This window comes from Deltaproteobacteria bacterium (assembly GCA_035063765.1).
GTDB lineage: Bacteria > Myxococcota_A > UBA9160 > UBA9160 > PR03 > CAADGG01.
In genome coordinates this window covers 116,216-135,267 of sequence record JAPSFT010000010.1, presented here as the reverse complement: position 1 = coordinate 135,267, position 19,052 = coordinate 116,216, and the positions used below count along the sequence as shown (strand labels likewise).

The window sequence follows — 19,052 nt, the reverse complement described above, 5'->3', positions numbered from 1 at the left end:
CCAGCCGGCAGCCGGCCGGCAGGGGCAGGGGGAGCCCCCTGCGGCGCTTCGGGAACCGGCTCCGGGACCCCCTTCAAGAACCGGCCGGGGCCGGCCGATGCGCTACGCCGGGACGGTGCCCGGGTGAACACCTACCTGCTGCTGCCGCTGCTGGCCTGCGTCACGTCCGCGATGCTCGCGGTCGGCATGCTGGCCCGCGATGCGCGGCACCGCGCCAACCGGCTCGGGGCGGCGCTGATGCTGGGAGTCGGCGTCTGGGCCGCCTGCGAGGTGCTCTGGAACGCGGCCGACGATCCGGAGCAGGTCCTGTCGCTCGTCCGCCTCTCGGCCCTCGGCTGGGTGGCGATCGGCCCCACGGCGCTCCTGATCTTCGCCGAGCTGACCGGGACCCGGCGCCGGCGCGTGCGCCGCCTCGCTCCGCCGCTCTACGCCGTCTCGGGGGTCTTCCTGCTCCTCGCCCTGGCGACGCCCTGGATCCACGAGTCGGTGGTGCGCACGAGCTGGGGCTGGGGCTACCGCTACGGCTGGGCGTACCCGCTCTACTACGTCTTCACCCTCGCCTGCGTCGCCATGGCGCTCGCCATCGGCGCGCACGACATCCGCAACAACGAGGCTCCTGGCGAGCGCAGCCAGGCGCGCATCCTGATGCTCGGGATCGGCGTGCCGCTCGTGGTGGCCTCGCTCACCGACGGCCTCCTGCCGCTCCTCGGCTTCCAGCCGCCCCGGCTCGGGACGGCGTCGTTCACCGTGCTCGGCGCAGCGGTGGCATGGGGCGTGTACCGGCAGGGCTACTCGCTGCTGGTGCCGGGCGCCTTCGCCTCCGAGATCCTGGAGGCGCTGCCCGACGGCGTGGCACTGGTGCGGCTCGACGGCCGGATCCGCGCCGCCAACGGCGGCCTGGCCCGCCTGCTCGGCGCGCCGGTGCGCGAGCTCGAGCACCGCGCGATCGGCGAGTGGCTGCACGAGGTTCGGCTCGACCCCGCGCGCCCGCTCGCCGAGCGCGAAGCCTCCCTCTCGACACCCGAGGGAGTCATCCTGGTATCGGTCTCGACGGCGCTGCTCCGTGACAAGCGCGGCGACCCGATGGGACTCGTGCTGGTGCTGCGCGACCTGCGCGAGGTGGCCAGCCTGCGCAGCCGGCTGGTGACCTCGGGACGGCTCGCCGCGGTCGGCCAGCTCGCGGCCGGCATCGCCCACGAGATCAACAACCCGATCGCCTACGTGCACGCCAACCTGGGGGTGCTGCGCAGCGTGCTCGAGGACGTCGCCAAGCGCCCCGAAGCGGGCGGCGGCGCGCTTCGGGAGGCGCAGGAGCTGATCGAGGAGTCGCTCGACGGCGTGCAGCGCGTGGCGGCGATCGTGCGCGACGTGAAGAGCTTCTCGCATGCCGGCGGAGCCGAGCGCCAGCCGATCGAGCTCGCGCTCCTGCTCGACGGGGTGCTGCGCGTGGCGGCGCCCCAGCTTCGCTACGGCGGTCGCGTCGAACGTCGCTACGGAAACGACGTGCCCCTCGTGCTCGGTGACCCGCAGGAGCTCAAGCAGGTGTTCCTGAACCTCGTCATCAATGCCGGCCAGGCGGTGCGCGGCGACCAGGTGATCCGCGTCGTCACGCGCCGCGAGGGCGCCCGCGTGGTGGTGCTCGTCGAGGACGAGGGCTGCGGGATCGCGCCCGACGTGCTGGGCAGCATCTTCGACCCGTTCTTCACCACCAAGCGGGTCGGCGAAGGCACCGGCCTCGGGCTCTCGATCGCCTACCAGATCGTGCGCGCGCACGGCGGAGAGCTCTCGGTCGAGTCCGAGCGCGGCAAGGGAACGCGCGTCCGGGTGGAGCTGCCGGCAGCCGCCAGCGGGCCGCCCGGCGCGCGCGACAGCTAGGCGCTCCGCAGGCGGAGGTCGGCGGGGATCACGAGCTCGGCGGTGCCGGCCTCCTCGAGAGCGCGGCGAAGCGGCTCGGGGAGCTGGTCGGTGCGCAGCCGCAGCTCGATCGTGATCGTCGGCGAAGGCGCGGCGGCGGGGCCGAGATCCTGCACCGACGCCGCGCGCGACGAGCCGCGCGGCTGCGCCGTGGCGAGCTCCTTGCGTTCGTCGATCGAGGGCTCGGCGAAGGGCTCGTCGAGGACGTCGGGCGCCTCGAGCGGGTCCTCCTCGAGGGTGATGTTGGCGATCGTCGCCTCGTTGCGTCGCGCCGGCGCGTCGAGCGCACCCGCCGGCATCACCTCCTGCAGGATCGTCATCGCGAAGGTGTCGCGGGCGCCGTCGAGCATCGGCACGGTCGGCTTCGGCGGTGCGGGCTTCATCGCGCCCGTGATCGGCTCGCGGTCGAGCACGAAGGTGAGCTGGAAGCTCTCGATCGCGATCACGTCGCCCACCGCGAGGTCGTGACGCTCGGCGCGCTTGCCGTTCACGAGCGTGCCGTTCACGGAGCCCAGGTCGTGGACCTCGTAGCGGTCGCCGTGGCGAACGAAGCGGGCGTGGCGGCGCGAGACCTCGTCCTGCCCGAGCACGAGGTCGCACTCGGCGGAGCGGCCGACCGTGAAGGCGTCGCCCTCCCAGGGCACGACGCGCTCGATCTTCCCTTCGCGCTGCACGATCAGGCCCGCGTGGAGGGACGTGGCTGCGGCCGGAGCGAGCGCCTCGTCGACGTCCTCCTCGCCGAGCAGCACGGTGGCGGCCGGCACGTCGCCTTCCTCGCCGTCCCCGGCCGGCTCGAGGTCGGCGAGCTCCGCGGGCACCGACAGCTCGGCGCGCTCCTCGAGCGCTGCGAACTCCTCGACCTCCCCGGGCCTGGCGAGCTTCCCGGACGCGAAGTCGAGGGCGTCCCGGTCGAGGGCGTCGGTGAAACCCGCATCGGACATCGGTTCGAGCTCCTCGGACTCCCCGGGCATCGCGGCGATGGAGTCCTCGATGGAAGATCCGTCGACGATGGGCTCGCGCAGCGCGAGCGGCGGCGCCGCACCCGCCTGCTGCAGCTTCGCGCGCGTCTCGGGCCCGGCGAGATAGGTTTCGCGCGCGTCCCAGGGATCGCTGCGCAGATCGCCGTGTTGCAGAGACTCGGGCGGCGTGGTGGGCGCGTCGTCGAGCGACGGCTCGCCGATGTGGCGCGAGCGCACGCGGAGCTGGTGCTTGCCGATCACGATGCGGTCGCCCGGTGCGACCTCGACCCGGCCCCGCACGCGCTGGTCGTTCACCCAGCTGCCGTTTTCGCTGCCGCCGTCCTCGAGGAACACCCGGCCCGCCTCGAGCTGGAGCCGGGCGTGGAAACGGCTCACCGCGACGTTGTCGACCACGATGTCGTTCTCGCGCATGCGGCCGATGCGCAGCACCGGCCGGTCGAAGGACACGGTCCGGACCAGCTTGCCCTGGAAGAGCAGATCGACGACGAGCCCGCTCATGGGCGATCTCATCGGCCCGTCGCAGTCGAGGACTTGAACCCTGGGGGCCTGCGTCCGGTCGCGGTCTGCAGCCGGGCTTCCGAAGTCCCCGGCAAGCCACCGGAATCCCTGGCGTAACCACCCGTCGAGATGACAGCTTTGTCATTTCGCTCGAGAATCGGCATCCTAGGCCGCGTGGGGGTGAGGAGGCTCCTCGGAGATGGCGCTTCGCTACCAGACCGACCGCTACGGAATGATCTCGTCGTTCGACATCGTGGACGCGCTCCGCCGCGCCGAGCTGCGCCGGCAGGCGCGCGAGCTCCGCGAGCGCGAGCGCCTGGCCCGTGCCGCCGGCCGGCTCGGCCTGCTCGCGCGCCTGCGCGGGCTGCTCTCGACGCCGCGTCGCCAGGCCGCCTGATCGCGGCCCCGGCGGGCGGGGGATGGGTTCCATCCGAGTCGCCCGCGCGACACTCGCGCACGCCGCAGGCCTCACCGCCCTGGCACTGGTCGCTGCCTGTGCGCGAGCGACGGGGCCCGGCGAGCACGTCGATCCGCGCCCGACCCACGGCGTCGCGGTCGGCGCAGCGGGCGCCCGGCGCGCCGTGGTCTGGTCGCGCACGGACCGGCCCGCGCGCCTGCACCTGGTCGTCGAACGCCTGGACCGCGAGACGCCCGTCGTCGTCCACGAGGCCCAGATCCCCGTAGACGCCGAGAGCGACTTCGCAGGCCGGATCGTGGTCGACGGCCTGCAGCCCGGGACGGCGTACCGGGCCATCGTGCGCTTCCGCGATGCGCAGGAGCAGGTCGGCTCGCCGGCCGCCGCGTCGTTCCGCACCGCACCGGCGCCGGACGAGCCGAGGCCGGTGCGCGTCGCCTGGAGCGGCGACCTCGGTGGACAGGGCGCCTGCCGCGACGCCCGCGCGGGCTACCCGATCCTCGCCCACGTGTTCGCCGAGCGCCCCGATCTCTTCGTCGCGCTCGGCGACATGATCTACGCCGACGACGTCTGCCACGCGATCGGCCTCTACGGCAATCCCCAGGTGCCGGGCGAGTTCGGGCCGGCGGTGGACCTCGACGGCTTCCGTGCCCACTGGCGCTACAACCGCGAGGACCCGGGCCTGCGCGTCCTGCTCGCGACGACGCCCAGCGTCGCCGTCTGGGACGATCACGAGATCGTGAACGACGCCGGCCCCCATCACGACGCCCGCTCCGAGCCGCCCTACCGCGCCGGCGTACCGCTGCTGCCGCTCGCGCGCCGGGCCTTCGTCGAGTGGAACCCGCTCGACGACACCGAGCGGCTGCAGCGGCGGCTGCGCTGGGGCCGCCACCTCGAGCTCTTCGTGCTCGACACGCGTTCGTACCGGGACCCGAACGGCATGCCCGACACCGGAGCGGTTCCGAAGACCCTGCTCGGTACCAGGCAGCGCCGCTGGCTCGAACACGCCCTGCCCGGCTCCGACGCCACCTGGAAGGTCGTGGTATCGAGTGTCCCGCTCGCGATCCCGACCGGCTCGATCGAGAGCGGCCGCGACGGCTGGGCCGACCAGGGCACCGACGGCGGCTTCGAGCGCGAGCTGATCGCGATCCTCCGCTGGTTCGAGCGCGCCGGCGTCCGCAACCTGCTCTGGCTCAGCGCCGGCACGCACTTCGCCGCCGCCTTCCGCTACGCGCCCTTCGCCGACGCACCCGGCTTCCGCTTCTACGAGCTCGCCGCCGGGCCGCTCCATGCGGGTCTCTTCCCGACTCCCACCGTCGATCCGACGCTCCGTCCCGAGCGCCTGCTCTACTACGCGCCCGCCGACGCGGGCGCCGTCACCACGCTGGCCGAGGCCGAACGCTGGTTCAGCTTCGGAGTGCTCGACGTGGCGGCCGACGGTGCGCTCACGGCGCGGGTCGTGAACGGGCGCGGGGAAGAGGTGTTCCGGTTGACGCTCCCGGCGGAGTAGCCGCGCGCGTAGCGCCTACGCCGCGGTGCGACGCAGCGCGGCGATGCGCTCCTCGAGCGGCGGATGGCTCGCGAAGAGCCGCATCCACCCGGGCCGGCGCCCGCCCCGGATCCCGAACGCGCGCAGCGAGTCGGGCATCGTCTCGGGGCCGCCCGCGACCGCGCGCAGGCGCTCGAGCGCGGCGATCATGCTGGGCGCGCCCGCCAGGCGCGCGCCACCCGCGTCGGCTCGGAACTCGCGGCGCCGCGAGAACCAGAACACCACGATGCTGGCGAGGATCCCGAGCAGCAGCTGGGCGACGATCGTGACGATCCAGAAGCCGGGACCGTGGCCCTCCTCGGTCCGGAAGACCGCCCGGTCGACGACGTGGCCGATCACGCGCGAGAGGAACAGCACGAAGGTGTTCACGACGCCCTGGATCAGGGCGAGCGTGACCATGTCGCCGTTGGCGACGTGGCTGACCTCGTGGCCGAGGACGGCCTCGACCTCGGCGCGGTCCATGCGCTCGAGCAGGCCCGTGCTGACCGCGACCAGCGCCGCGTCGCGGCGGGCCCCCGTCGCGAAGGCGTTGGGCTCGGCGGCCGGGAAGATCGCCACCTCCGGCATGCCGATGCCGGCGGCCTGCGCCTGCTGGCGGACGGTCTCGACGAGCCACTGCTCGGCGGGACTCCGCGGATCGGTGATCACCTGCGCGCCGGTCGCGCGCTTGGCGATCCATTTCGACATCGCGAGCGAGACGAACGAACCGCCCATCCCGAAGACGGCCGCGAAGAGCAGCAGCTGGGGCAGCGCCAGGTCGACCCCGTTCTGGGCGAGGAAGCCCTCGAAGCCGAGCAGTCGGAGGGTGAGCGAGAGCACCAGCAGGACGGCGATGTTGGTGAGCAGGAAGAGCAGGACGCGCTTCATCGCGGGGACTCCCTTCGGGGTCGAGGAACCACCGGGAAGCTGCCCTCCGCGAGACCGGAAGTCCAGGGTTCCCGCCGGGGGTCGATCCGCCGGCGCCGACGCGATCGCCGGCCCGAAGGCCCGGGCGGGCCGGCGCCTGGACGCCGCACCTGCCGCACGCAGCCGGCGTGCAGGTGTCACCCCCGTCATCCCCCGCGCCACCCACGGAGGGTGAGGGGGAGGTCTCCGACGATGCTCCACGAGATTCCGAACGCGTTCCTGATCCGCGCGCTCGCGCGCAGCGAGTCCCCGCACTGCGAGGGCTGCGGCAGCAGGATGTTCGTGCCCACCCGGACCGGGAAGTGCCCCTACTGCTACGCCGGCTACCCGCCGCGGGTGGTCCATCGCAGCAGCAGCGAGCCGGCGCATCTGCCCTTCGCGCCCCGGCTCGGCGAGCGCGTCGTGGTGGACGGCTGGCTCGCGCGCCTGCTCTCCGGGATCCTGGCGGGCCTGTCGCGCTGGTCGCGCCGCCCGGCGCGCCATCCGCTCGGCCTGCGCGCCGGCGAAGCGACGGTCCACCCGCACGCCAGCGCCGGCTGACCGACCCACTCGCGGAGACCTAGCGGCCCGTGGCCGGGATGCCCAGGATCTCGCGCGCGCGGCCGAGCGCCGCGTCGATGTCGGGGTGCGCGTTCTCGGCCCCGATCCGCGCGAGCAGGCCGCTGCGCTCGAGCGCCACCAACGGCTGTGCGTGGACGCCCGAGAGCACGAGCGCCGTGCCCTTGCGCCGGCATTCGTCGAGCAGCACCTCGACCGCCCGCAGGCCGGTGGCGTCGACGCTGAGCACGTGGCGCAGGCGCAGGATCAGGACCCGCGGCGACGCCTCGACGGAGCCGAGCGCGTCGCGGAACTTCGTGGCCGCGCCGAAGAAGAGCGCCCCCTTGACCTCGAAGACCTCGACCCCGGGCGGCACCTCGCGGCGCGAGATCGCGAGCGGGTCCTCGGGGTCCTCGGTCTCGGCGAGCGAGCCCGTCACGTAGCCGGCCTCGCTCGTGGTGGCCATCCGGCGCAGGAAGAGCAGGGCCGCCAGCACGATGCCCGCCTGCAGGGCCACGGTGAGGTCCACGAGCACGGTGAGCAGGAAGGTGGTGAGCAGCACCGCCACGTCGCTGCGCGGGCTGCGGAACAGGTGCAGGAAGTGCTCCCACTCGCCCATGTTCCAGGCCACGACCAGCAGGATGCCGGCGAGCGACGCCATCGGGATGCGCGCGGCCTGCTCGCCGAAGAAGAGCAGGATCGCGAGCAGCACGAGCGCGTGGACCATGCCCGCCACCGGCGTGCGCCCGCCCGCCTTCACGTTGGTGGCGGTGCGCGCGATCGCGCCGGTGGCCGGGATCCCGCCGAAGAGCGGCGAGGCCAGGTTCGCGATCCCCTGCGCCACCAGCTCCATGTTCGGGCGGTGGCGCGTCTCGAGCATGCCGTCGGCGACGACGGCCGAGAGCAGCGACTCGATCGCGGCCAGCAGCGCGATCGCGATCGCCGGCTGCACCAGTTCGCGCAGCTCGCTCCACTCGACGAGCGGCATGCGCGGGGCCGGCAGGGTGGTCGGGACGCTGCCGAAGCGGCTGCCGATCGTCTCCACGGGCAGGTCCAGCAGCGCTACCGCGGCGGTGGCGGCCAGCAGCGCGACGAGCGGGCCCGGGACGCGCAGCGAGATGCGCGGCCACCACCAGATGACCGCCGCGCTGCCGAGCCCGATCGCCAGGGCCCATGGATTCCAGGTGGCGGCGTGGGCGGCGAAGGCCGCGATCTTCTCGAGGAAGCCGGCCGGCACGGAGGCCATGCGCAGCCCCAGCAGGTCGCGTCCCTGGGACATCGCGATGAGCAGCGCGATCCCCGACGTGAATCCCACCGTCACCGGGTACGGCACGAACTGGATCACCGTCCCCAGCCGCGCAAAGCCCATCGCCACCAGGATCAGCCCCGCCATCAGGGTCGCGATCGCGAGGCCCTCGTAGCCGTGGTTCTGCACGATCTGGTAGACGAGCACGATGAAGGCGCCGGTCGGCCCTCCGATCTGGACCCGCGAGCCGCCGAGCGCCGAGATCAGGAAGCCGGCCACGATCGCGGTGTAGAGCCCCTGCTCGGGCTTCACGCCCGAAGCGATCCCGAACGCGATCGCGAGCGGGAGCGCGACGACGCCGACCACCACGCCGGCCACCACGTCGCGCCCGAAGCGCTCGAGCGGGTAGCCCTCGCGGAGCGCCGTCACGAGCTTGGGCTCGAGGCGCGAGACGTGCCCGGGCGCGTAGCGGATCGCCAAGCGGAGCGCCCCGGAGCGGCGTCAGCCGGCCGGCGGGCGCGCGCCCGCCACCCGCTCGAGCGCGGCGCGCACCTGCTTCGGATCGTGGCCCTCGAGCCCGACGAAGCGCTCGACGATGCGTCCCTCGCCGTCGATCAGGAAGGTGACGACCAGGTGGCCGATCGTGCCGTCGGGCTGGCGGGCCGAGCCGACCCCGTAGGCCTTCAGCACGGCCTCTACCTCCCCCTGCGTGCCGGTCAGGAACGACCAGTTGGCGGTGTCGGCGCCGCGCTTGCGCGCGTACTCGCGCAGGACGGCGGGCGTGTCGCGGAGCGGGTCGAGCGAGATCGAGACGAGCCGCACGCGATCGCGCAGGGCCGGCGCGAGCGCCCGTTGCACCTCGACGTGCAGGCCCGTCAGGATCGGACACGGACCGGGGCAGCTCGTGTAGATGAAATCGAGCAGCACGGCCTTGCCGCGCAGGTCGGAGAGCGCGAGCGGGTTGCCGTCCTGGTCGGTGAGCCGGAAGGGAGGCGCCGGGTCTCCCTGCGGCGTGACGTCGTCGAGCGACGCGGCGTCGTGCCCCGTGTCCGGAGCGGTGCCGCGCGGCGTCACCGCCACCACGTTGTAGGCCTTGCCCGTGAACTCGAGCTGGAAGTCCACGACCTGGCGCGGCTCGAGCAGCTCGAGCAGGGCCCGGTCCGGCACGTCGAAGCTCATCGTCATCTCGGGCATCAGGCCCGGGATGTCGTCGTGGTGGATCACGACCTGGCCGTACTCGTGGTCGACCGACTCCACGACGCCATGGGCGTCGTAGACGCCCGGGCCGCCCTGCTCGCGGCGGCAGCCGGCGGCACCCGTCGCAAGCGATAGACACAGCATCGCGACGGGGAGGCGGCGCGCGGCGGGGAGCGCCGGCCTCGGGTCGTGGAGCTTCACGTCGTCCTCCAGATCCGGATCCAGGAGGACGGAGAACATAGAGCAGGTGCTCAGCTCAGAGCAGGCCCCAGGTGTAGAGCTTGGCGGCGATCTTGGCGGCGTCGCGCAGCAGCGCGAGCATCTTGCGCAGATCCTCGCCTGCCGGCTTGTCCGCGTACTGGGGGCAGAGCCGGGCGCGCCGGTCGGAGAGCCGACTGATGTGCTCGAGCGTGTGCTCCTCCCACAGATCGTCGTCGCGATCGCGGGCCATGTCGGCGACGTCCGCGTAGTGCGCGATCTGGCGGGTGAGCCGGCGGCAGTCCCGATGCGGCTGGTGCGCGCCCGGCGGCAGCGGGTCCGCCGCCGCCGGCGGGGCCAGCGGCACGAGCCCGACGAGCCCGAACGTGAACAGACAGGCAAGCAGCAGCGCAGGTCGCATCGGAAACCTCGCGGTCCAAGGCGGGTCCGGTCCGAGGTTCCTATCGGCCGGCGGGAGCGCGCGGTGAAGTCCCGAGGAGAATCTGGATGACCCCGCGGGGATTCAGATCCGTGCCGCCAGGGCGAGCGCCGAACGCCGCGCGAGCGCCATCCCGGTGAACATCGGGTTCACCGCCGGCGAGCCGGGGAACACCCCCGTGTCGACCACGTAGAGGTTGTCGAGGTCGTGCGCCTTCAGGTCCTCGTCGACGACGCCGCGGGCGGGGTCGCCGTGCATGCGCGTGGTCCCGAAGGCATGGGTCGACGCCACCACCAGGTCGGCGGCCCGCGGCGGCTGGCGCTCGAGCACGCGCGCCGCCTCGAGCGACCCGAGCTCGTCGGGCAGGCCTGCGACGCCGGGCAGGATGCGCTCGGCGCCGGCGGCGAAGAAGATCTGCGCGAGCGCCCACACGGCGCGGCCGAGCGTGCGCGCGTCGTCGGGATGGAAGCGCCAGTGGACGGCGGGCTGGAGCGAGCGCCCCCGCTCGCGCACCCGCCCGCGCGAGCGCTTGCAGCTCGCGATGCAGTCCCAGACCGCCGCGCGCCGCATGTCGAGGAGCTTCTGCTCGAGCTCGAGCCCGCTCCCCGGCAGGCGCACCGCCAGCACGCCCGGCGGCGCCCACAGCGTCTCGAGCTTGAAGCCCTCGCGCAGGAAGTGCAGCGACTGGTAGCCCTGGGTCGCCCCGAAGACGGGCTCCACGGGCTCCGGGAAGACGCCCATCACCGAAGTCCCGGGATGGAACTGGAGGTTCTCGCCGACCTGCTTCGAGCGGTTCGCGAGGTCCCCGCTGCGCCGCAGCAGGAGCGGCGTCGCGAGCACGCCCGCCGCCAGCACCACCGCCTTCGCCTCGATGCGGAACGACGGTCCGGGCGCGCCGGTGAAGGGCGCGGCCACGCGGCCCTCGACGCCGCCGGCGCGGCGGCCCGCCGCGAGCACGCGCTGCACCTGCACGGAGGTGTAGACGCGCGCCCCGGCCCGGATCGCCGCCGGCACGTAGGAGATGTCCATCGACTGCTTGGCGCGCGCGCGGCAGCCGGTGAAGCACTCGCCGCTGCCGCGGCAGCCGACCACGTTGCGCGCGCACGGCTCGTTGTCCCAGCCGAGCGCCTGGCAGCCGTCCCGGAACAGCAGGTTGCGCCGCCCCTGCACCTCGTCCGGCGTCGGCGCGATGCCGAGGAAGGCCGCAATCGCGTCGTAGTGGGGGTCGAGATCGCTGCGCGCCGTGCGCTCGAGCGCCGCCGCCTCGGCCCACTCGGCGAGCCGGAAGTCGGGGCAGCGCCCGCAGATCGCGGAGTTCACGAGCGAGCCCCCACCCAGCGCGATCGCCTGCATGGTCGGCATCACGTAGCCGGAGGTGAAGCGCAGGCCGCCCTCGCGCATGGTCCGCGCCATCGAGCGCGCGCCGTCGAGCTCGAAGTCGGCGGGCGTGAAGGGAGGGCCCTCCTCGAGCAGCACCACGTCGCGGCCGGCGGCGGCCAGCTCGTAGGCGGCGACCGCGCCGCAGGGCCCGGAGCCCACGACCACCACGTCGCAGCGATCGGCCACGGGACCCGTGTAGTCGGCGAAGACGCGCACGGCTCCGCTCATCCGCGTGCCCCGGCGCCGGCGCTCTCCCCGGCGCGGGCCCTCTCCCCGGTGCTGGCACCTTCCTCTGTGTAGTCTGGATGGAGCGGCCCGTGCGGGTCGAGCGGAGCGTGCAGCGGCGGGCGGGAGAGGTCCTCGCGGCGCCAGCGGATCGCGTCGCGCGCCTGGCCCACCGGCGGGTACAGGAGGTCCGCCTCGACCACCGGCGTCGCGAAGGCGAGCGGCGCGAGCCCCGTGGCGCGCAGGACGGCAGGGCTCGCGAAGTAGGACGAGGTCAGGAGCATGCGCAGGCTCGCGAACACGAGCCGGCGCAGGCGCAGGCGGCTGCCGCTCCAGGCCTCGAAGACCGCGACGCGCTGCTCGGGCGCGAGCGCCGTGAAGCGGCGGCGGCCGCCCCGGCCCGGCGCCGGGAGCACCCAGGTGGCGTACTCGAAGAAGACGATGAGCAGGCGGATCAGCGTGCGGTTGCGCCGCGGCAGGAGCTCGAGCCAGCCATCGAGGTGCGCCACGACGCCCGCCTCGGTACCGGAGGGCAGCGGCGGGCCGTCTCGCGTGGTGCCGTGCGGAAACGCGGCGTCGGCGGCCGCCGCGAAGAAGCGCGCCTCGCGGGCGGAGAGCTGGCGGAGCGGGAGCGGGATCGACGACACGGCGGCGGAGCATAACCGGGAGGGCGGGAGCGGACAGGCAGGCCTAGCCCGTCACGGGCTCCCAGATGCGCCGCTCGGCCCCGTCCGGGTCCCACGCGAGCGCACTCTCGCGCCCGAGCACCATGGTCGCGCGCTTGGCGTCGTCCCAGGCGGGCCAGCCCGGGTCGCCGTCGCGGGCGAAGGCGAGCCAGGCGTCCATCATGCGCTCGGACAGGCGCCGCGCCTCGGGGCCTGCGCCGACGAGCGGCGCGGCGCGCGGACCGTCGACCCGGCCGAAGACGAACGGCACCTCGAGCGCGTGACAGGCGCCGAGCCTGCCGTCGAGCGCGGGCGAGGCCCACGTGAAGAGATACGCGAAGGACTGCGGCTCGTGCGGGCGCTGCGCTGCCAGCAGGCGGAGCGCCGGGATCCGGAAGACGCGGTCGGTCTGGAAGGCGAGCCAGAGCTCGCGGGGCGGCGCCTCGGGGCGCGCCGCGCGATAGCCCGCGAGCGCGCGCCGGGCGAAGGCGTGCGGATCGCCGACGCCGCGCGGCGGTGCGCGCAGGACGCGGCGCACGAAGGCCCCGTCGTCGAGCCCGGCGAGCTTGGGGTCCGCGAGCGCGAAGAGCCTCCACTCGTCGCGGTTGGTGCCGGCGAGGACCGCCACGCCGGCCGCCGCGCCGCCGGCGACCGCGGCGAGCGGCGGGCGGGGGAGCACCGCGGCCGCCGCGCCCTCCTCGCAGACCGGCTGGAAGGCGAGGCCTTCGACGTGGCGCCAGCTCTCGTCGGCGGCGCGCTGCTGCGCGCCGAGGATCGCCTCGGCCGGCAGCGCGCGCAGGGCGGCGAGATCCCGGGGGCCCCCACCGAGTGCGGCGCGGAAGCTCGCGGCGACGCGCTCGGCGCCCGCGCGCGGGGTCACGTTGTCGGCCGCGCCGCTCTGGAGGACCGCGCGCGCGAAGAGCCCTCGCGCAGCGGGCGCGCCGAGCAGGGCACCGATCGACATCGCGCCGGCCGACTCCCCGAACACCGTGACGCGCTCGGGGTCACCGCCCAGGCGCTCGGCGTGCTCGCGCACCCAGCCGAGCGCCGCGATCTGGTCGAGCAGCCCGAAGTTCGCGCCGGCCTCACCCGCATCGAGCAGCTCCGGGAGCACGAGCCAGCCGAGCGCGCCGAGCCGGTACTGGATCGTCACCACGACCACGTCGCCGCGGCGCGCGAGCGCGCCGCCGTCGTAGACCGGCAGCGCGCAGCCTCCCCCCGTGAAGGCGCCCCCGTGGAGCCACACCAGAACCGGGCGGCGCCCGCCGTCCAGCCCCTCCTCGACCCGCGCCGGGGTCCAGACGCAGAGCGTGAGGCAATCCTCGTCGTGCCCGGGACCGCCCTCCATCCCGAGCATGCGCATCAGCACGCTCGGGCGCTGCGGTGCGCTCGGACCGAAGGCCAGCGCCTCGCGCACGCCGCGCCAGGCGGCCTCGCGTGCGGGTGGCGCCCAGCGCAGCGCGCCGAGCGGCGGGCGCGCGTAGGGCACGCCGCGGAAGACGCGCAGCGCTCGGCCGCCCGCGGCCTCCGGCTCCTCGATCGCGCCTTCGATCCAGCCGCTCCGCGTCTCGAGCCGTGCGCCGGCGCGCATCGCATCCTCCCGCTCGGATCGGTAGCGCGGCGCTCGACCCCGCGCAGGCACGCCGCTAGCCTCGCGGCCCTCCGGAGGTCCCCCGATGGCGAGCGCCGCCGACACGCGCAGCGATGCCCCCGCCCGCCCGCTCTGGAAGAGCTGGGCCGAGGTGCTGCGGACCCAGAACCTGGCGGCGATGCGCGCCGGCGGGCGCCCCGACCTCGTCTCGCGCTGGCTCCTGATCACGCGCGCGAGTGTCTTCCCGATGACGATCACCTCGGCCGTGCTCGGTGGCCTGCTGGCCGTCGCGGGCCCCACGCCGGTGGACGCGAACGGGGGCTTCTTCGCGCTCGCCCTGCTCGGCCTCGTGCTCGCCCACGCCGCCAACAACATGATCAACGACTGGTTCGACCTCTCGGGCGGGGTGGACTCCGAGAGCTACGTGCGCGGCCAGTACGCGCCGCACCCGATCCTCTCCGGGTTGATCTCGAAGCCGGGCCTGGTCACGGCGATCGCGGTCACGAACCTGCTCGACCTCGCGATCCTCGTCTACCTCTACGCGCAGCGCGGCTGGCCGGTGATCGCCTTCGCGCTCGCGGGCCTCTTCATCAGCGTCTTCTACGTGGCGCCGCCGCTCAAGCTCAAGCACCACGGGCTCGGCGAGCCGGGCGTGTTCCTGGTCTGGGGACCGCTGATGATCGGCGGCACCTACTTCGTCACCACCGGACAGATCCCGGCCTGGGTGATCGCGGCGAGCCTCCCCTACGCGCTGCTGGTCACGGTCGTGCTGTTCGGCAAGCACATCGACAAGCTCGAGGCCGACTCCGCCAAGGGCATCCACACGCTGCCGGTGCTGCTCGGCGAGAGCCAGGCGCGCTGGGTGGCGCAGGCGCTGATCGTCGCGTACTTCGCCGTGGTCGGCGTGCTGGTCCTCGCCGGAACGCTCGGCCTCTGGACGCTCGCCACCTTCGCGGCCCTGCCGCGCGCGCGGCAGGTGATCCGGACGATCGGCGCGCCCCGCCCGGCGGCGGCGCCGCCCGGGTATCCCCTCTGGCCGCTCTGGTACGTGGCCTGGGCCTTCCTGCTGACGCGGCTCGCCGGCCTGCTGCTGGCCCTGGGCCTCCTCGTGAACGCGGTCCATCCGGTCTTCCTGTAGGTGCTACGCGCGGAAGGGGCGCTCCTTCCACCACGGGAAGAACGCCGGCATGTCGCGGGAGGCCTTCATCGAGAAGCGCGCCGGGCGCTTCTCGAGGAAGCTCTGCACGCCCTCGTAGGCGTCGGGCGAGCGGCCCATCGCGAAGATCGCCTGCGAGTCGACGCGGTGCGCCTCCATCGGATGGTCGGCGCCGAGCATCCGCCACAGCATCTGCCGGGCCAGCGCCACCGACACCGCGCTCGTGTGGTCGGCGATCTCGCGCGCGATCCCGTGCGCCACGGGCAGCAGCTCGCCGGGCGCGACCACCCGCGACACCAGGCCGCCGGCGAGCGCCTCCTGGGCCGGGAAGACGCGCCCGGTCGCCACCCACTCCATCGCCCGCGAGATGCCGACCACGCGCGGCAGGAACCACGAGCTCGCCGCCTCGGGCACGATGCCGCGCCGGCAGAACACGAATCCGAAGCGCGCCGCCTCGCTCGCGATGCGCACGTCCATCGGCAGGGTCATGGTCGCGCCGACACCCACCGCCGGTCCGTTGATCGCGGCGATCACCGGCTTGCGGCACTCGAAGATGCGCAGGGCGACGCGCCCGCCGCCGTCGCGCGGCACCTCGGCCGTCGCGGCCGTGCCCGCGTCGAAGGTGCCGCCGCCCCCACCGAGGTCGGCGCCCGCGCAGAAGCCGCGCCCCGCGCCCGTCACCACCACGGCGCGCACCTCGTCGTCGGCGTCGACGGCGTCGAAGAGCTGCAGCAGGTCGTGCATCATCTGCCTCGTGAAGGCGTTCAGGCGCTCCGGGCGGTTCAAGGTGACGGTCAGCACGCCCTCGTCCTTCGCGGTCCGCAACGTCTCGTAGCTCACGGATCCTCCTCCAGGCGCACGCCCTCGACGGGCGCGGGCCGATAGAGCGCAGCGGCGCCCGCCGCGCGCAGCGCGCGCTCGAGCGGAGCGGGATCGCGATCCGGCCACAGCACGGCGACCGTCCCGCCACCGCCGGCGCCGGCCAGCTTGGCGCCCGCTGCGCCCGCGCGCAGGGCGGCCCCGATCAGGCGCTCGACGGCCTCCGCCGACCCGCCGAGCGAGCGGGTCAGTGCGTGGTTCTCCTCGAAGAGGGCGCCGAGCGCCGGCCAGTCTCCGTGAAGGAGCGCGCTCTTGCCCTCGCGCGCGATCGCGCCCATGCGCCGATAGGCCTGCACGACGGCGACCTCGCCGCGCTCCCAGCGCGCGCGGATCGGCGCGTGCACGGAGCCCGAGTGGTGGGCGACGCCGGTGAAGGCGAGCAGGAAGGGGAGATCCGGCACGTGCGGCGCCAGGTCCTCGACGGTCGCATAGGGGCAGCCGGGCGGTGCGTCGTCGCGCTCCTTGCCCCGCAGGTCCACGTAGCGGAGCCCCCCGAAGCTGCACAGGTAGTGGTCGACCCAACCGCAGGCGACCCCGAGCAGCCCGCGTTCGGTGGCACGCGAGCGCTCCGCGAGCGCGTAAGGGGACGGCGCCTCGCCGCGCCACGCGGCCAGCGCCCGCAGGAGGGCGAGCAGCAGCGCCGTCGAGCCCGCGATGCCGCTGCCGAAGGGGATCTCCGTCGTCAAGTCGATCCGCACGTCCGGCAGCACGCCGGTCTGGGCGTGCTCGGCGCGCAGCGCGGCGCGCGCGACGTCGAAGCGATCGCCGCGCAGGCCGAGGTCGGCGATCCCGGTGACCCGCGCGCTCGCGCCACCACTCGCGATCTCGAGCCCACCGGCCGGCTCGAGCGCGACGCGCGCCCGCAACGGCACCGCGCAGCCGAGCACCGCGCCGCCGTAGAGATCGGAGGGATTGCCGATCAGGTTGGCGCGCGCGGGCGCGCTTGCGACCACGCGCCGCCCGCCGCTCATCCCGCCGTCACCTCGACCGCCTGGCGGCCCGCCGGGCCGATCGCGAGGGCGACGCTCCATCGGGCGCTCGCGCCGTCCCAGTCGACGGCGAGCGCCCGCGCCCCGGCTCGCGCCGCTCGCGGGCGCCGCTGCGCCCAGCCCGTGATGCGGACCTGCTCCCCCGCGGCACCGATGGCGTCGAAGGCCACGCCCTCCGGCGTGGCCCGGACCTGGGTCAGGCGGCGATCCCCTGCCGTGGCGTAGCGGCCGGCGTCGCCGATCACGGCGAGGCCCGCCGGCAGCAGCGGGCAGAGCACCCGGTAGTCCCAGTCGAGCGGGGCGAGCCCGAGCTCGAAGCCGCCGCCGGGAGGGACCACCTCGGCGTGCTGCCGCCGCCAGTCCCAGGCGAGCACCGGCGCGGCCGGCGCGAGCGTGCCGAGGTCGGCGAGCGGCAGGCGGAAGCGCAGCGGCTCCCCTCCGCGCCAGGCGTTCACCGCCACCAGGTAGTGCCAGCGGCCCGCGGGATGCGTGCTGTGGGCCTCACCGACCAGCGGGTTCGGCTCGAGCACCGCGTGCCCGCGCCAGCATCGGTCGAGCGCCGCCACCGGCACGTCGGGCTTCAGCAGCACGCCGTCCTCGCGGCAGGTGCGCAGGATCAGCGCGCGGTCGCTGCGTCCCACCCGGTCGCCGATCCCGACCGGCCCGCCCGAGAGCGCCGCGAGCAGCGCCTCGAGCTCCGCATGGGGATCGCCGTCGCGCGGGCCGCCGCCGTCGCGACGCGAGAGGAACACGTCCTTGAAGGGCCACAGGCCGAGCGCGCGGGCCAGCGCATTGCCGTGCAGGAACCAGGTCCAGAGCGCCGCAGGGCCGATCAGGTAGCGGTAGTCGCCGCTGGTCCGGATCGAGGTGACGCGCTCGAGCGTCACCGTCTGGAGGAAGTCGGCCGGCGAGGCCATGCACCACTGGAGCGTGAGGCCGAGCTCCGCCGCCGCCCGGTCGAGTCCCTCCTGCCAGGCGCGCGCCCGCCCGGGCGCCGCGCGCAGCCCGCGCACGCCGAGGAAGCACTCGATCAGCCAGTCGTGCTCGAAGGTCTCGACGCCCCAGCCGGCGGCCCGCTGCAGCAGCTCCTCGTAGAGGGCGGGCCCCGTCGGGTGCGCGCGGTCGCCGTCGCGCCAGGCCTCGTGCGTCTCGAAGTACGGCGACGCCGACGAGAAGTGCCGGCAGTGGGCGGCGAGCGGTGGATCGCCGAGCGCGCGGCGCAACGCGGGGATGCCCTCGGGCAGGACGTCGGCGCGCGCGTCCCAGGTGAGGAGTCCCGTGGGCGGCACCGAGGCGTCCGGGTCGTCGAAGGGGCGCGGCGTCTCCTGCGGGTAGAACCAGGAGTCGAGCTGGAAGACGCCGAAGGGGATCGCCTGCTCGCGCAGTCCGCCTGCCGCCGCGGCGAGCGTCCCGGCGACGCCGCCCGCTCCCGGCTCCGTGCGATACCAGTACGCCGCGCCGTTGTCGGTCCAGTAGGAGAGCCGGCTGCCGAGCGTGTCGGCGTAGCGGTCCGGACGCCGCGTCCCGGCGCGCGCGCGCAGCACGGCCGCGTGGGCGTCCAGCGCCGCGCGCGGGCCCGGCGCGGCCCACAGCGCGAGCTCGCTCGCGAAGCCGGCCGGCGCCGCGTCGAGATCGCCGTGCCAGCCGCAGCGCAGCCCGGAGGCCGCCGCCTCGGGGTCGCGCGGGACCGCGATCACCTGCTCGTGGAAGGCGTCGAGCGGCGCCAGCAGGAGCGCGTCTCCGCCCGGCGCCACGAGCCAGAGCGGGAAGACGACGGCCGGCCGGAAGGGCAGCAGGAAGAAGCTCGCGCAGGAGGGATCGGACTGGGTCGGCAGCGCGAACTCGGTGTAGGCGTGGCCGAAGGCGCGCGTGCCTTCGGGGAGCCCGCCGACCCGGCGCTCGCCCGGCCGGCACCAGGGCCAGGCCAGCGAGGGCTCGTCGAAGCGGCCGGTCGCGAAGCGGCGCAGCGTCTCCGCCGCCTCGAGACGGAAGACCAGGAGGGGCCGCTCGCGGTAGGCGCGCACGGTGCTGCGCACGGCGAGCGGCGCGGCCGGCTCCCAGTCGAGCGCGAGCGCGTCGAAGCCACCGAGATCGTCCTCGCCGGCGAAGCGCTGCGCGCCGGCGATGCGGGAGGCGCGTGCCACGGCGCCCGCCTGCGCGCGCAGGGCGATCGGACCGAGGGCATCGGCCGCCTCCCCCCAACGCACCCGCGCGCTCCCGTCCCCCTCCACCACGAAGACGAGACCCTCGCGGGCCCCGATCTGGACGCTTTCGCTCTCGGACACGGC

General features: G+C 74.7%; 16 protein-coding genes. 5 read left to right on the top strand and 11 right to left on the bottom strand.

Annotated features, from left to right (window positions below; all coding sequences use genetic code 11):
* Positions 1-123: 123 nt before the first annotated feature.
* Entirely contained in the window at positions 124-1,875 is a 1,752-nt protein-coding gene (locus OZ948_10100) for an ATP-binding protein (GenBank protein ID MEB2345085.1), read from the top strand.
* On the opposite strand, the gene OZ948_10095 is transcribed toward OZ948_10100, so the two are convergent.
* On the bottom strand, positions 1,872-3,392 hold the full coding sequence (locus tag OZ948_10095) for an FHA domain-containing protein (GenBank protein MEB2345084.1): 1,521 nt from the start codon (positions 3,390-3,392) through the stop codon (positions 1,872-1,874). The two genes, OZ948_10100 and OZ948_10095, sit on opposite strands and share 4 nt — an antisense overlap.
* A gap of 199 nt (positions 3,393-3,591) precedes the next feature.
* Between OZ948_10095 and OZ948_10090 the strand changes: the two genes are divergently transcribed.
* Entirely contained in the window at positions 3,592-3,789 is a 198-nt protein-coding gene (locus tag OZ948_10090; GenBank protein MEB2345083.1) for a hypothetical protein, read from the top strand.
* A gap of 22 nt (positions 3,790-3,811) precedes the next feature.
* On the top strand, positions 3,812-5,317 hold the full coding sequence (locus tag OZ948_10085; GenBank protein ID MEB2345082.1) for an alkaline phosphatase D family protein: 1,506 nt from the start codon (positions 3,812-3,814) through the stop codon (positions 5,315-5,317).
* A gap of 15 nt (positions 5,318-5,332) precedes the next feature.
* Here OZ948_10085 and htpX read toward each other — a convergent pair whose 3' ends face one another.
* Positions 5,333-6,223 carry a protease HtpX gene (gene htpX, locus OZ948_10080; GenBank protein MEB2345081.1) on the bottom strand — a complete coding sequence of 297 codons (891 nt, stop codon included), beginning with the start codon at positions 6,221-6,223 and terminating at the stop codon, positions 5,333-5,335.
* Positions 6,224-6,454: 231 nt separating this feature from the next.
* Between htpX and OZ948_10075 the strand changes: the two genes are divergently transcribed.
* Complete coding sequence (locus OZ948_10075; protein ID MEB2345080.1) at positions 6,455-6,802, top strand: hypothetical protein; 348 nt, start codon at positions 6,455-6,457, stop codon at positions 6,800-6,802.
* A 19-nt stretch (positions 6,803-6,821) separates the two neighbouring features.
* On the opposite strand, the gene sulP is transcribed toward OZ948_10075, so the two are convergent.
* From sulP to OZ948_10045, 6 genes are all read right to left on the bottom strand, one after another.
* Positions 6,822-8,525: a sulfate permease gene (gene sulP / locus OZ948_10070; protein ID MEB2345079.1), complete on the bottom strand. Its 1,704-nt coding sequence runs from the start codon at positions 8,523-8,525 to the stop codon at positions 6,822-6,824.
* 21 nt (positions 8,526-8,546) lie between these two features.
* Positions 8,547-9,482, bottom strand: a complete 936-nt coding sequence (locus OZ948_10065; GenBank protein ID MEB2345078.1) for an SCO family protein — start codon at positions 9,480-9,482, stop codon at positions 8,547-8,549.
* 16 nt (positions 9,483-9,498) lie between these two features.
* On the bottom strand, positions 9,499-9,861 hold the full coding sequence (locus tag OZ948_10060; protein ID MEB2345077.1) for a hypothetical protein: 363 nt from the start codon (positions 9,859-9,861) through the stop codon (positions 9,499-9,501).
* A gap of 102 nt (positions 9,862-9,963) precedes the next feature.
* The gene (locus OZ948_10055; protein MEB2345076.1) at positions 9,964-11,475 is read right to left on the bottom strand and encodes a GMC family oxidoreductase; all 1,512 of its coding nucleotides are present in this window, start codon (positions 11,473-11,475) and stop codon (positions 9,964-9,966) included.
* Between the two features lie 8 nt (positions 11,476-11,483).
* Positions 11,484-12,131 carry a hypothetical protein gene (locus OZ948_10050; protein MEB2345075.1) on the bottom strand — a complete coding sequence of 216 codons (648 nt, stop codon included), beginning with the start codon at positions 12,129-12,131 and terminating at the stop codon, positions 11,484-11,486.
* Positions 12,132-12,174: 43 nt separating this feature from the next.
* Entirely contained in the window at positions 12,175-13,740 is a 1,566-nt protein-coding gene (locus OZ948_10045; protein ID MEB2345074.1) for a carboxylesterase family protein, read from the bottom strand.
* A gap of 85 nt (positions 13,741-13,825) precedes the next feature.
* Here OZ948_10045 and OZ948_10040 point away from each other — a divergent pair, with 85 nt between their 5' ends.
* A complete protein-coding gene (locus OZ948_10040; protein MEB2345073.1) occupies positions 13,826-14,878 on the top strand; it encodes a prenyltransferase in 1,053 nt (350 codons plus the stop codon).
* Between the two features lie 3 nt (positions 14,879-14,881).
* Here the strand turns inward: OZ948_10040 and OZ948_10035 are convergent, their stop codons facing one another.
* From OZ948_10035 to OZ948_10025, 3 genes are read right to left on the bottom strand one after another with little or no spacing between them, the layout of a single operon-like run.
* Entirely contained in the window at positions 14,882-15,736 is an 855-nt protein-coding gene (locus tag OZ948_10035; GenBank protein MEB2345072.1) for a crotonase/enoyl-CoA hydratase family protein, read from the bottom strand.
* Positions 15,733-16,746 carry a hypothetical protein gene (locus OZ948_10030; GenBank protein ID MEB2345071.1) on the bottom strand — a complete coding sequence of 338 codons (1,014 nt, stop codon included), beginning with the start codon at positions 16,744-16,746 and terminating at the stop codon, positions 15,733-15,735. Before OZ948_10030 ends, OZ948_10035 begins: the two co-directional genes overlap by 4 nt.
* Complete coding sequence (locus OZ948_10025; protein ID MEB2345070.1) at positions 16,743-19,049, bottom strand: hypothetical protein; 2,307 nt, start codon at positions 19,047-19,049, stop codon at positions 16,743-16,745. The genes OZ948_10030 and OZ948_10025 overlap by 4 nt, the downstream gene beginning before the upstream one ends.
* Positions 19,050-19,052 lie beyond the last annotated feature (3 nt).